At 62.9% G+C, this 13,232-nt stretch carries 11 protein-coding genes; 7 read left to right on the forward strand and 4 right to left on the reverse strand.

What is annotated here, in order from left to right:
• The first annotated feature begins 47 nt into the window (after positions 1-47).
• The 5 genes from NCS03_RS03020 (at position 48) to NCS03_RS03040 (ending at position 5,172) form a co-directional block, all read left to right on the forward strand.
• Positions 48-1,415, forward strand: a complete 1,368-nt coding sequence (locus NCS03_RS03020) for an ABC transporter substrate-binding protein (RefSeq protein WP_008351257.1) — start codon at positions 48-50, stop codon at positions 1,413-1,415.
• Positions 1,416-1,478: 63 nt separating this feature from the next.
• A complete protein-coding gene (locus tag NCS03_RS03025; RefSeq protein ID WP_008351256.1) occupies positions 1,479-2,417 on the forward strand; it encodes a carbohydrate ABC transporter permease in 939 nt (312 codons plus the stop codon).
• Complete coding sequence (locus tag NCS03_RS03030) at positions 2,414-3,265, forward strand: carbohydrate ABC transporter permease (RefSeq protein ID WP_008351255.1); 852 nt, start codon at positions 2,414-2,416, stop codon at positions 3,263-3,265. The genes NCS03_RS03025 and NCS03_RS03030 overlap by 4 nt, the downstream gene beginning before the upstream one ends.
• A gap of 10 nt (positions 3,266-3,275) precedes the next feature.
• Complete coding sequence (locus tag NCS03_RS03035; protein ID WP_008351254.1) at positions 3,276-3,989, forward strand: HAD family hydrolase; 714 nt, start codon at positions 3,276-3,278, stop codon at positions 3,987-3,989.
• 46 nt (positions 3,990-4,035) lie between these two features.
• A complete protein-coding gene (locus NCS03_RS03040) occupies positions 4,036-5,172 on the forward strand; it encodes an ABC transporter ATP-binding protein (protein WP_008351252.1) in 1,137 nt (378 codons plus the stop codon).
• A 51-nt stretch (positions 5,173-5,223) separates the two neighbouring features.
• On the opposite strand, the gene NCS03_RS03045 is transcribed toward NCS03_RS03040, so the two are convergent.
• Complete coding sequence (locus NCS03_RS03045) at positions 5,224-5,946, reverse strand: glycosyltransferase family 2 protein (RefSeq protein ID WP_350029347.1); 723 nt, start codon at positions 5,944-5,946, stop codon at positions 5,224-5,226.
• Between the two features lie 220 nt (positions 5,947-6,166).
• On the opposite strand from NCS03_RS03045, the gene NCS03_RS03050 reads away from it, so the two are divergent.
• A complete protein-coding gene (locus NCS03_RS03050; protein WP_250528736.1) occupies positions 6,167-7,033 on the forward strand; it encodes a glycosyltransferase family protein in 867 nt (288 codons plus the stop codon).
• Positions 7,034-7,118: 85 nt separating this feature from the next.
• Entirely contained in the window at positions 7,119-7,970 is an 852-nt protein-coding gene (locus tag NCS03_RS03055; protein WP_008351246.1) for an MOSC domain-containing protein, read from the forward strand.
• Positions 7,971-7,974: 4 nt separating this feature from the next.
• Here the strand turns inward: NCS03_RS03055 and NCS03_RS03060 are convergent, their stop codons facing one another.
• The 3 genes from NCS03_RS03060 to dalD all read right to left on the reverse strand — a co-directional run bounded on the left by NCS03_RS03060 (position 7,975) and on the right by dalD (position 12,742).
• Complete coding sequence (locus NCS03_RS03060) at positions 7,975-8,922, reverse strand: sugar-binding transcriptional regulator (RefSeq protein ID WP_008351245.1); 948 nt, start codon at positions 8,920-8,922, stop codon at positions 7,975-7,977.
• A gap of 759 nt (positions 8,923-9,681) precedes the next feature.
• Positions 9,682-11,163, reverse strand: a complete 1,482-nt coding sequence (gene xylB, locus NCS03_RS03065; RefSeq protein WP_008351244.1) for a xylulokinase — start codon at positions 11,161-11,163, stop codon at positions 9,682-9,684.
• A 199-nt stretch (positions 11,164-11,362) separates the two neighbouring features.
• On the reverse strand, positions 11,363-12,742 hold the full coding sequence (dalD, locus tag NCS03_RS03070; protein ID WP_244807727.1) for a D-arabinitol 4-dehydrogenase: 1,380 nt from the start codon (positions 12,740-12,742) through the stop codon (positions 11,363-11,365).
• Positions 12,743-13,232 lie beyond the last annotated feature (490 nt).

Genomic DNA, 13,232 nt, shown 5'->3' on the forward strand with positions numbered 1-13,232 from the left:
AGCGAGACCATCGCGGCGCCCGTGCCAACAAAAAGGAGACGAACTCAATGAAACGCACTCAACGCATCGTTCGAGCACAACCGCGCGCGCGTCGCGCTCCGTTCGCGACCGCGGCGCTGTCCGCCGCGCTTGCAGCGGCCGCGCTCGTGCCGCTGTCGGGGCATGCCGCGACGACCATCACCATCGCGACGCTGAACAATCCGGACATGATCGAGCTGAAGAAGCTCGCGCCGGCGTTCGAAAAGGCCAATCCGGACATCCAGCTGAAATGGGTGATTCTCGAAGAGAACGTGCTGCGCCAGCGCGCCACGACCGACATCACGACCAACAGCGGCCAGTTCGACGTCATCACCATCGGCACGTACGAAGCACCGCAGTGGGGCAAGCGCGGCTGGCTCTCGCCGATGACCGGCCTGCCCGCCAACTACGATCTCGACGATGTCGTGAAGACCGCGCGTGACGGCCTCTCGTCGGGCGGCGTGCTGTATGCGCTGCCGTTCTACGTCGAAAGTTCGATGACGTACTACCGCAAGGATCTGTTCCAGGCCGCGGGACTGAAGATGCCCGATCAGCCGACCTACGACCAGATCAAGCAGTTCGCCGACAAGCTCACCGACAAGTCCAAAGGCCAGTACGGCATCTGCCTGCGCGGCAAGGCGGGCTGGGGCGAGAACATGGCGTACGTGTCGACGGTCGTGAACACGTTCGGCGGCGAGTGGTTCAACGAGAAGTGGCAGGCGCAGCTCGACACGCCCGAATGGAAGAAGGCAGTCGGCTTCTACGCCGATCTGCTGAAGAACGACGGCCCGCCGGGAGCGAGCTCGAACGGCTTCAACGAGAACCTCACGCTGATGTCGTCCGGCAAGTGCGCGATGTGGATCGATGCGACGGTCGCGGCAGGCATGCTCTACAACAAGTCGCAATCGCAGGTGTCGGACAAGATCGGCTTCGCGGCCGCGCCCGTCGCCGTCACGCCGAAGGGCTCGCACTGGCTGTGGTCGTGGTCGCTCGCGATCCCGAAGACGTCGAAGCAGCAGGAAGCCGCGAAGAAGTTCGCCGCGTGGGCGACGTCGAAGGAATACATCGAGATGGTCGGCAAGGACGAAGGCTGGGCATCGGTGCCGCCGGGCACGCGCAAGTCGACCTACGCGCGCCCCGAGTACAAGCAGGCCGCGCCCTTCGGCGACTTCGTGCTGAAGGCGATCGAAACCGCCGATCCGAACGATGCGACGCTGCACAAGGTGCCGTATAGCGGCATCCAGTTCGTCGGCATTCCGGAGTTCCAGTCGTTCGGCACGGTGGTCGGCCAGTCGATCGCGGGCGTCGTCGCCGGACAGACGAGCGTCGATCAGGCGTTGAAGGCCGCGAATGCCGCGGCGGATCGCGCCGTGAAGCAAGCGGGCTATCAGAAGTAATTCCTGTGGTAACGGGCCGCGTCGCCTGATGCGGCCCGGGAAGCATCATCGAGAGGTGACACGATGAGTCAACTGAATCCCCCCATCACCGATCATCATCTGGAGGAGTCCGCCGCCGAACGCGACAAGCGCCGCGCGAAGTCGGTGCGATGGCTGATCTCGCCGTCGACCGGACTGCTCTTCCTGTGGATGGCCATTCCGCTCGCGATGACGATCTGGTTCTCGTTTTCGCGCTACAACCTGCTGAATCCCGATGTCAAAGGTTTCGCGGGCTTCGACAACTTCGAGTTTCTCGTCACCGATCCCGCGTTCGGGCCGTCCATCGGACATACGCTGACGCTGATCGTGTCGGTGCTCGTCATCACGGTCGTAGGCGGCGTGCTGCTCGCCGTGCTGTTCGATCGCAAGTTCTTCGGACAGGGCATCGCGCGTCTGCTCGTGATCGCGCCGTTCTTCGTGATGCCGACGGTCTCCGCGCTCATCTGGAAGAACATGATCCTGCATCCGGTGTACGGCCTGATCGCGAGCCTGATGCGCTCGATGGGCATGCAACCGATCGACTGGTTCGCCGACTATCCGCTTTTCGCGGTCATCGTGATCGTCGCGTGGCAGTGGCTGCCGTTCGCCTTCCTGATTCTCTTCACGGCGATCCAGTCGCTCGATCAGGAGCAGAAGGAAGCGGCGCGCATCGACGGCGCGGGTCCGTTCGCGATGTTCTTCTTCATCACGCTGCCGCATTTGAAGCGCGCGGTGGCCGTGGTCGTGATGATGGAAACCATCTTCCTGCTGTCGATTTTCGCGGAAATCTATACGACGACGGGCGGCGGTCCCGGCACCGCGACGACGAATCTGTCGTACCTGATCTACGCGCTCGGCCTGCAGCAGTTCGACGTCGGCCTTGCATCGGCGGGCGGCATTCTCGCGGTGATTCTCGCCAATATCGTCGCGTTCTTCCTCGTGAGAATGCTCGCGAAGAACCTCAAAGGGGAGTACGAGTCATGAGCACGCAATCGGTCAATGTTCCGCCGCGGACTTCCGCGCTCGGCCATGCGAAGAACATCGTGCCTGGCATCGTCGCGTGGATCGTGTCGATCCTGCTGTTCTTCCCGATCTTCTGGATGACGATCACCGCGTTCAAGACCGAGCAGCAGGCGTACTCGTCGTCGCTGTTCTTCACGCCGACGCTGGAGAGCTTCCGCGAAGTGTTCGCGCGCAGCAATTACTTCGGTTTCGCGTGGAATTCGGTGCTGATCTCGGTCGGCGTCACGGTGCTCTGCCTGATCCTCGCCGTGCCGTGCGCCTACGCGATGGCCTTCTTTCCGACCAAGAAGACGCAGTCGGTGCTGCTGTGGATGCTGTCGACGAAGATGATGCCGTCGGTCGGCGTGCTCGTGCCGATCTATCTGCTGTGGAAGAACACGGGCCTGCTCGATACCGTGTCCGGCCTCGTGATCGTGTACACGCTCATCAATCTGCCGATCGCCGTATGGATGGCCTACACGTACTTCAACGAAGTGCCGAAGGACATTCTGGAAGCGGGTCGCATCGACGGCGCGACGACGTGGCAGGAAATCGTCTATCTGCTGATGCCGATGGCGTTGCCCGGTCTCGCATCGACGGGGCTCTTGCTCATCATCCTGTCGTGGAACGAGGCGTTCTGGAGCATCAACCTGTCGAGCTCGAACGCGGCGCCGCTGACGGTGTTCATCGCGTCGTATTCGAGTCCGGAAGGCTTGTTCTGGGCCAAGCTCTCGGCGGCTTCGTTGCTCGCGGTCGCGCCGATTCTGATCGTCGGCTGGGTCTCGCAGAAGCAACTGGTGCGCGGCCTTACGTTTGGCGCAGTGAAGTGAGGACGCACTCGTGAATCTCACTCCATCCCGAGACGCCAATCTCGAAGATCGCCTGCTGATCTGCGATTGCGACGGCGTGCTGATCGACAGCGAAACGGTGGCGGCGCGCGTGCTCGTCGCCGAGTTGCAGGCGCTGTGGCCGGGCGTCGATGTCGAGCCGGTCGTGATGCCGCTGCTCGGCCTGCGCATCGAGGCCGTGCTCGCCAGCGCCGCCGATACGGTGAACCGGACGCTGACGCACGATCAGGTCGTCGCCATCCGGCGGGCCGTCGAAGCCGCGGCGATGCAGGCGCCGACCGTGCCGGGCATCGCCGAGGCGCTCGCGGCCGTGCCCTTCACGAAGGCGTGCGCGAGCAACAGCTTCTCGACGTATGTCGATGCCGTGCTGCAGCGCACGGGTCTGCTGCGCTTTTTCGGCGAGCGGCGTTTCTGCGCGGACATGGTCGCGAATCCGAAGCCCGCGCCGGACGTGTATCTCGCGGCGGCGCGCGCGATGCGCATCGATCCGCTGCGCTGCCTCGTCGTCGAAGACAGCGTGACCGGCGTGACGGCGGCGCGCGCGGCGGGCATGCCGGTGCTCGGCTTCATCGGCGGCGGACACGCGACCGAAGGGCAGATCGGCGCGCTCGAAAAAGCGGGCGCGCAGGCGGTATTCGACGACATGACGCGACTGCCTGCGCTCGTCGAGCAATGGCTGCAGAACGCGACGTTCGAACTCAGATAGCGATGGCGTTTCATCGCATCGCCAATGAAGACTGGAGACACACACCATGGCTAGCCTGACACTGCGCAACATCAGCAAGCGTTATGAAGAAACCGAGGTGATGCGCAACATCAACCTCGATATCAACGACGGCGAGTTCGTCGTGTTCGTGGGCCCGTCGGGCTGCGGCAAGTCGACGTTGATGCGGATGATCGCCGGCCTCGAAGACATCAGCGGCGGCGACCTGATGATCGACAATGCGCGCGTGAATGAGCTCGCGCCCGCGAAGCGCGGCATCGCGATGGTGTTCCAGTCGTACGCGCTTTATCCGCACATGACGCTGTACGACAACATGGCGTTCGGCCTCAAGCTCGCGGGCGAGAAGAAGCCCGCGATCGACGCCGCCGTGAAGAACGCCGCGAAGATTCTGCACATCGATCATCTGCTCGATCGGAAGCCCAAGCAGCTTTCGGGCGGCCAGCGTCAGCGCGTCGCGATCGGGCGCGCGATCACGCGCAAGCCGAAGGTGTTCCTCTTCGACGAGCCGCTCTCGAACCTCGACGCCGCGCTGCGCGTGAAGATGCGCCTGGAATTCGCGCGCCTGCACGACGATCTCAAGACGACGATGATCTACGTGACGCACGATCAGGTCGAAGCGATGACGCTCGCGGACAAGATCGTGGTGCTGTCGGCGGGGAACATCGAGCAGGTCGGCACGCCGAACACGCTTTATCACGCGCCGGCGAACCGGTTCGTGGCGGGCTTCATCGGCTCGCCGAAGATGAACTTTTTGTCGGGCACCGTCGCCGCGGTGCAGAACGACGGCGTCCTCGTGAAGTACGCGACGGGCGAGACGCAACTCGTCGGCGTGCTGCCGGGCAATGCGAAGCCGGGCGATGCGGTGACGGTCGGCGTTCGTCCGGAGCATCTGCAGCCGAATTCGCCGGAAGCGGGCGATTACGGTCTCTCCGCGACGGCGATGACCGTCGAGACGCTCGGCGATGCGGCGTATCTGTACGCGGAAACCGAAGTCGCGCCGGATGGATTGATCTCGCGCATTCCGCCGCTGGAGAAGCACGCGCGTGGCGAGAAGCTGAAGCTCGGCGCGTCGCCTGAGCATTGTCATCTGTTCAACGCGGAAGGGCAGGCGTTTACGCGCAAGGTGGTCGATTCGTGGCTGCGGGAGCACGCGACGGCCGCTTGAGCGTTCCTCGGGTGTTGCGGGCGCGGTTCGTCGGGACCGCGCTTTTTCGTTTTATGCCGCGTTATTCGACCTGACACCTTCCCAAAGGGCTTCGGTGCAAAGCGCAATGTGCTCCGGACTGCGCGGATAGACTTGCTCGCGGGCCTTTACGACTTCGTTGAGCATTCCCAGCAACCGGCCTTCGAGCTCGACGCGGCTTGCGCCCCAAGTCATATCGATATCGGAGATGGCAACGCCTACGGATCGGTGCAGCTTGATCAGGGCATCGACGATATCGAGATTCGGGTCGTAGCGGATAGCGTGTTTCTGAATGAACGCGCGCCGGAACATGGTGCTCGGATTGGCTAGATAAGCCGCTCCGAGAAGAAAGCGCCCTTTGATGGTCGCATCGTCGAGCGGAAAGTCGGTTATGGATTCTTCGTCGCCAAAGAGCCTGATCTGGGAACCGACCACGGTCACATCCGGATTCGCATCGAGAAAATCTGCCTGTTTTCGGAGACGCCCCGGTTCGGCCAGATCGTCGTGATCGATGCGCGCGATGTATTCGCCCCGGCACAGATCGAAACCGCGATTGGCATTGGCAGGGCGGCCCTGATTGTGCTCGAGCGGGAAGATGCGGATGCGCTCGTCGTTCAGGCTTCGAACGAGTGAGAGCGTGTCGTCGGTGCTGGCGTCGTCGAGAACGAGGATTTCGAAGTCGGCGTCCTGGTTGAGCAACGATTTCAACGTTTCGACGATATGCGATTGGGTGTTATAGGTGGAACGACGATTGATAGTTTGGCATTACTAATAGTGAAGGAATAAAGTCGGCGCGTAGCTTACGTCCCAATGTCGCTCAAAAGGAACCAGCGCATCGATTAATCATTTGAGTTGCCTGCAAATCGATGATCCGCGTCAAAACCTTGTTTCTCTCGGCTTCCTCCTAATCAAATCACGACAGCGAGCCGCTAGCATGTCGTGCACATTTATGCACCTGACGCGACAAGGAGAAGCAGTGCGTTTCGACGGCTATTTCATCAATCTGGATCGGAGTCAGGATCGGCGCAAGTCGATGGAGACGCAACTGGCGAGCATCGGCTATCAGGATCGAATCGTGCGTTTCCCCGCGGTTGACGGCATCGCCCAAGGACCGTTCGACAACGCGGGCAAGAACTGCGTCTGGGCATGTCGGCAATCGCACGAACGGGTGATCCTCAACTCCTCCGCCGACACCGCCACCGTCGTGCTGGAAGACGACGTGGAACTGAGCCCGCTCTTTCCGACGCTCATCAACGATCAAATACTCGCGGCGCACATCGGCAACAATCCCGACCTCGACCTGATGTTCCTCGATTGCGCACCCGTATTCGACCGCGTGTCCCTTCTGCTGCTGGAGGCGGAGAAGCGCATGAACGGCCGCGCGAATCCGCAATTGCTCGGCGATGGCCGTCACCATTTCGACAATGTCAGTTTGTTCGACGCGAGGGCAACCTACGCGTTTTGTGCGGCGGCGTACGTTGTCACGCCGAAGGGAAAGCAGAAACTTCGTACGCTGTATTCAGCGTCGGAAGACCAGGCCGTGCCGGTCGACATGCTTTTCAGGCACTGGCTGCACTTCGACGGGCTTTCCGGCCAGCTGGTCGTTCCGTTCCTCGCAACGCCGGAATACATGAGCGCATCGACGATTTCGTACGATGCACTCGACGCGCCCGTCATCGATCAGACAGTCGGCCTGGCGATCGGCGCCATCCGCAGGCTGCTCTTCGCCGGCGATGCCAATCTCGACACGAACAGGATCGATGCGCTCATCGAAGCCGGCCCGCGTTCGCCCGAATACAAGCTAGGGCTGGAACTTGCCGCAGCGATGATGAGGGCGTCGTAAAACCGTACCCGTATCGGGCGATGCGCGATAATCTCGGCTTTCGACCGGCCACATCCGATGACCGGCGCCGAACCCCCATGCCGCCATGCCCGTCCTGAACGAAATCTTCGTCTATCCGATCAAGTCCTGCGCGGGCATATCACTGCGCCGCGCGACGCTCTTCGAGACCGGCCTCGAATACGACCGCCACTGGATGGTGATCGACACCGCCGGCGCCATGTTCACGCAACGCTCGCATCCGCGCATGGCGCTGGTCCGCACCGCGTTCGATGCCGATGATCTCGTCATCGACGCGCCCGGCATGCCGACCCTGCGCACGCCCTTGCGCGCCGAAGCGCTCGCCGATGCGAAGCCGATTCGCGCGACCGTCTGGCGCGACACCGTCGATGCGCTCGACGCGGGCGAACAAGCCGCGCACTGGTTCAGCACGTTCCTCGGCGTATTCGCGCGTCTCGCGCGATTCGCACCGGCATCCCGCCGCGATGTCAGCGATAAATGGACCGCGCCGCAATCCACGCACACGCGTTTCGCGGATCAGTTTCCGTTGCTGGTCGTCGGTCAGGCATCGCTCGACGATCTCAACGCGCGGCTGTCGGCCAAAGGCGCGCCGGGCATCGCGGCGAATCGCTTCCGCCCGAACCTCGTGATCGGTGGACTCGATGCTTACGAAGAGGACTACGTCGGCGAAATGCGGATCGGCGATGCGCAATTGCGGCTCGTGAAGCTCTGCACGCGCTGTCCGATTCCGTCGATCGATCAGGCGACGGGCGCGCCGAACCCGGCATGGCCGCACGAACCGCTCGACACGATGAGCGCGTACCGTGGTAGCGACCAGTTCGACGGCGCGCTCACCTTCGGCAAGAACGCGATCGTTCTGGAAGGCGAGGGCGTTGCGCTGGAGATCGGACAGGAAGTGGAAGCGGAAATCGACTTCTGAGCCGTCAGGCTTCGAGTGCGGCCTTCGCGCACAGTTCGTCGGTGACGAGCCCCGACAGCCACTTTCCCTTCAACGCCGCGACCAGTGCTTCGCGCTTGCGCTCGCCGCCCGCGAAGCCGATGGTCGGACGTTTGGGCGGCGAGTCGAGCGCGAGGCTCGTCGCGCGCGCGCCGGTCTTCGATTGCACGCGGCGGCCGTCTGCATCGATCGGCAGGCCGAGCCATTCGGCGACCGCGCCTGCCGACATCATTTCATCGACTTCCGCGCGCGTGATGAAGCCGTCCTCGTGCAGCGGGCAATTCACGCCCACGTTGCCGATGCCGACGAACGCCACGTCCGCCTTCTGCGCGAGTTCGCCGACGATGCGATACAGCCGGTGATTGACCCACTGCGCGCGCTCGGCGACGTTATCTGCCATGAGCGGCGCGGGCAGCATGAAGTGCTTGCCGCCGGTCTTTTCCGAAAGCTGCTGCGCGACGTCGTAACGATTCGACGAGCCGTCCTGCGCGATTGCGCCGACCATCGACACGAAACGATGCTGCGGCCGGTCGATCTGCCCGATCTGCGCGACGCAGGCTTTCAGCGTGCGCCCGCTGCCGATCGACACGACGAGCGGCTTTTCTTCGAGCAGATAGCGCTCCATGACCTGCGCGCCGGCGACGGCGAGCTTGCGGTCGACCTGTTCGGGCGCATCGCCGTCGATGGGCACGACTTCGCACATCGCGAGGCCGTAGCGGTCGCTCAGCGCTTTGGCGAGCGAAAGACAATCGGCGATGCGGTGATCGACGCGCACGCGGATCAGGTTTTTTTCGACCGCGAAGGCGACGAGGCGCTGCGCCACCGGACGCGAGATCTGGAGCTTTTCGGCGATCTCGTTTTGGGTGTTGCCGGCGACGTAGTAGAGCCACGCTGCGCGCGTTGCGAGATCGAGTTTTTCAGTGGATTTGGGCACTGGGGGTTTGGTTTTCGGTTCTTGGTTTTTGATTTTCGCTTTCTGGCGAGGTGTTTGTCGTGGAATCCTGATTACGTGTCGGTCTATTAGCACTGCCCCTGTGCGGGGCGGCAGTCACTTTCTTTGCTGCTGCAAAGAAAGTGACCAAAGAAAGCAGCTCCCGATACGCCCGCGGTCACACGCAATTTGGGTAGTCCTCTCGTCCATCGTGGGCTGCCTAAAGAGTGCCCTCATAGGCCCCATCGGGCTTGGCTCGCGCACGGTCTGTCTCATCGCACCACACACCAAACTGGTTCAGCACCAAATAGCTCCGGCCCGCTTCGCGGCCGACCGGTCAATCGGGTCCGCGCGTGCTTCTCTACTAACATCTTTATCGCACTGCGCGCGCAAACCGATGGCTTCCTTTGCAGACCCGGCGGCAGCGCGTAGCGCTGTGCCGAAGCTCTTTCGTGCTGAACCAGCGGCCATCTAAAACTAGCTCGTCAGACCGTGCGCGATCCAAGCCCGATTGGTCCTTAGAGGGCGACACTTAGGCGAGTGCCACCGAGGACGAGAGAACTACCCAAATTGCGTGTGACCGCGGGCGTGTCGAGCTGCTTTCTTTGGTTACTTTCTTTGCAGCAGCAAAGAAAGTGACTGCCGCCCCGCACAGGGGCAGTGCTAATAGACCGACACGACAACGGGGATCCGGCGAAGAGAAAAAAGCGCCAAACCCCGCACCGCCCACAAGCTTCATAGAAGCTCAATACCAATACAAAATCAAGCCAACCGCGGCCGCGCCGAATCGAACAACGGCCTCACATGCTGATACAGCTCCCGAAACCCCTTCAACCGCTGCCGCAGCAACGCATGCCGTTCGGAATTCGGCGTGAATTCCTGCTTGATCTCGGGCTTCGCGAGCACCGTCGCCGGATCGCCGCCCGCCGCAAGCCACCCGAGCCGTGCCGCGCCGAGCGCCGCGCCGGTCTCGCCGCCGCCGTGCGTGCGCGTCGGGGTATCGAAGGCATCGGCGAACATCTGCGCCCAATACGCGCTACGTGCACCGCCCCCGAGCATCGATAGCGCGCGCGCCTGCGTGCCCGCGGATTGAAGCGCATCGAGGCCATCGGTCAAGGAGAGCGTCACGCCTTCGAGCACCGAATAGCCGAGCAACGCGCGATCGGTCGCGTGCGTCATGCCGAAGAACACGCCCTGCGCATACGGATCGTTGTGCGGCGTGCGCTCACCACTCAGATACGGCAAAAACAACGGCGCAGACGACAAAACATCGACAGGCAAAGATTCGATTTCCGCGAGCAGCGTCGGCTCATCCGTCGATGTCAGCTTGCACACCCAGCGCAAACAGCTTGCCGCCGACAGCACCACGCTCATCTGATGCCACCGATCCGGAATCGCGTGACAGAACGCGTGGACGGCCGAAGCCGGGTTCGGCCGAAAGCGATCGCCGATGACGCACAGCACACCCGATGTGCCCAGCGACAGAAAACCATCGCCCGGATCGGTCGCGCCGATGCCCACCGCGCTCGCGGCATTGTCGCCGCCGCCCGCCGCGACGATCACGCCTTCGCGCAAGCCGAATTCGCGCGCGAGCTCGGGCCGCAAGGTGCCCGAGGGCGCGCTGCCTTCCGCGAGCGACGGCATCTGCCGGCGCGACATGCTGCACGCGGCAAGCAACTCGTCGGACCAGTCGCGGCGCGCGACATCGAGCCAGAGCGTGCCCGCGGCATCGGATGGATCGGACACTTTCGTGCCCGTCAGATGCATCCGCAGATAATCCTTCGGCAACAGCACGCACGCGGTCTGACGGAAGATATCGGGTTCGTTGTGCGCGACCCAGAGCAACTTCGGCGCGGTGAAGCCAGGCATCGCCAGATTGCCGGCGATCTCGTGCAAGTTCGGCGCGCGCTCGTAGAGCTCGGCGCATTCCTTGTCGCTGCGCATGTCGTTCCACAGGATCGCGGGACGCAGCACCTTGTCCTGCGAATCGAGCAGCACGGCGCCGTGCATCTGACCGGACAGACCGATGCCGCGCACCTGCGCGAACTCATCCGGGAATTTCTCGCGCAGCTTGAAGAGCGCGGCGCGCGTGCCTTCCCACCAGTCGAGCGGATTCTGCTCCGACCAGCGCGGCTTCGGACGCGAAACGGTGAACGGCGTGCCGGCCGTGCCGACGACGCTGCCGTCGCTCGCGAGCAGCAGCACTTTCACTTCGGAGGTGCCGAGGTCGATGCCTAAGTACATGAACGGACCCTTTGTCGTTGCCGGAATCGAACTTGGTCAGAAACCAGGCGGGACGCCATATCGGCGGGAGGCGCTAATTTAACGCCACGCGCGACGCCGCGCCATGAGCACATTACCCGAGCGGCGCGGCTTGCAGTTTCGCGATGCCATTAACGCGGCGATAACAGCGGGCTTATGGCCGCTTATGGCCGCTTGCCGCCTACGGCCGATTGGCGAGCCATGCATCGACTTTCGCAATCGCGCTGCGCATCACGCGTTCGAGGCCTTCGGTCTGCGCCATGCTGCCCCACAGGAGCTTGTCGCTCGTGAAGGCCTTGACCGGATCGGGCGACGTGAAGAAGCCGTGCGCCACCGCCGGATCCATCACGCCATCCTGATACGCATACGGCAGCTTGCCCTCGTGCCAGCGTTCGAGAAAGCGGAAGAAGAGCGCAGGCAGGATCGCGGTCGAATCCGGATCGACCTTGCGCGCGAAGCATTCCGAGAGCGTCGGCGCGATGAAGCCCGGCAGCTTCGAGAAGCCATCCGCCGCGACGCGCTGGTTCGTGTCCTTGATGTACGGATTGCTGAAGCGGTCGAGCACGACATCGCGATATTTCTCGAGATCGATCGGGCTCGGCGTGAGGCAGGGAATCACGTCGTCGGTGACGTAGGCGTCGGCGAGCGCGCGGATTTCCATGTCCTGCGTGCCTTCGTGAATGTATTGCAGCCCGACGAGCGTGCCCGCCCACGCAATGCAGCTATGGCTCGCATTGAGGATGCGGATTTTCGCCTCCTCATACGGATGCACCGATTCGACCATCTCCGCGCCGACCTGCTCCCACGCGGGCCGCCCGGCGATGAAGCTGTCTTCGATCACCCACTGGATGAACTTTTCGCCCATCACGGGCGCTTTGTCGTCGAAGCCGGTCGCGGCCTTCACGCGTTCGGCGACGTCGGGCGTCGGGCGCGGCGTGATGCGATCGACCATCGCGTTCGGACACGACGTGTTCGCGATCATCCACTCGCGCAGCGCGGTCTCGCCGCGCCGTTCGAGAAATTCGAGCATGCCCGCCTTGAAGCGGTCGCCGTTGCTGCGCAGGTTGTCGCAGTTCTGCAGCGATACCTGGCCCGCGCCATTCTTCATGCGCGCATCGAGGATCGCGGCGAGCGCGCCGTAGATCGTGGTTTTTGCGCCCTTGAGGTCGGCAGCGAGATCGGGGTTCGCGGTGTCGAGCTTGTCGTGCTCGTCGAGGTAATAGCCACCTTCGGTGACGGTGAACGACACGATCTTCGTCTTCGGGTCCGCGCCCACGGCGACGAGTTCGGCGAGATCCGCGGACCACGGCACGACCTTTTTGATCGCGCGGATCGTCTCGTATTCGCGCTCGCCCTTCGGCGTGACCGTTTCGAGCGTGTATTCGCCGTTCTGCGCGGCGAGGGCATCGAGCACGGCGTTCATGTCGCCGCGAATATTCCCGACCGCGAGCGACCAGCTTTTGTCGCCCGACTCGTTCAGTCGATGCAGATACCACGCCTGATGCGCGCGATGAAAAGACCCGGCGCCGATGTGCAGGATCACGTTGGCTTCGTTCGTCATGTCGTCTCTTCCTCTGAATGGCGGCGCGCCCGTTCTTCGCGGGCGGCTGGTCGCTTTGGCGCCACGACGGCGGCGGTCAAGGCGGTTTGAGTGAACATTTGCTCGTTCGATGATCGAATGATCGTATTCGGTTCGGCGAAAGTCAAGGCGCGAGGTGGCGTGGGGTTTGCCGCAATGCGGCGCAATTCGCGCGCCTTTGAGCGTTGGGAAGGCGAGTGGTGGAGCGCTCGCGAGCGGCGTTGCAGTGCAACAAGCGATGCGGCAGCGGGAGATCGGGAATAACCCGTAGCGGTGATGCTTTCGGCACTAAGCGGGCCAGATGCCTTCGGATCGGGGGCGGTGTTCGAGCCGATTTCCCAGCGCGTGGGTCTGCGCCTTCATGAAATCCTGTCTTCGCGTCGGTCTATTTGCACTGCCCCTGTGCGGGGCGGCACCTACTTTCTTTGCTGCTGCAAAGAAAGTAGGCAAAGAAAGCAGCTTTTCAGGCCCG

The organism is Caballeronia sp. ATUFL_F1_KS4A (genome assembly GCF_023630905.1).
Taxonomy (GTDB): Bacteria; Pseudomonadota; Gammaproteobacteria; order Burkholderiales; family Burkholderiaceae; genus Caballeronia; species Caballeronia zhejiangensis.

What these genes read in the sequence shown, in the direction of transcription:
- NCS03_RS03020 (WP_008351257.1), top strand. Translation starts at nt 48, where the DNA reads ATGAAACGCACTCAACGCATCGTTCGAGCACAACCGCGCGCGCGTCGC.
- NCS03_RS03025 (WP_008351256.1), top strand. Translation starts at nt 1,479, where the DNA reads ATGAGTCAACTGAATCCCCCCATCACCGATCATCATCTGGAGGAGTCC.
- NCS03_RS03030 (WP_008351255.1), top strand. Translation starts at nt 2,414, where the DNA reads ATGAGCACGCAATCGGTCAATGTTCCGCCGCGGACTTCCGCGCTCGGC.
- NCS03_RS03040 (WP_008351252.1), top strand. Translation starts at nt 4,036, where the DNA reads ATGGCTAGCCTGACACTGCGCAACATCAGCAAGCGTTATGAAGAAACC.
- NCS03_RS03055 (WP_008351246.1), top strand. Translation starts at nt 7,119, where the DNA reads ATGCCCGTCCTGAACGAAATCTTCGTCTATCCGATCAAGTCCTGCGCG.
- xylB (WP_008351244.1), bottom strand. Translation starts at nt 11,163, where the DNA reads ATGTACTTAGGCATCGACCTCGGCACCTCCGAAGTGAAAGTGCTGCTG.
- dalD (WP_244807727.1), bottom strand. Translation starts at nt 12,742, where the DNA reads ATGACGAACGAAGCCAACGTGATCCTGCACATCGGCGCCGGGTCTTTT.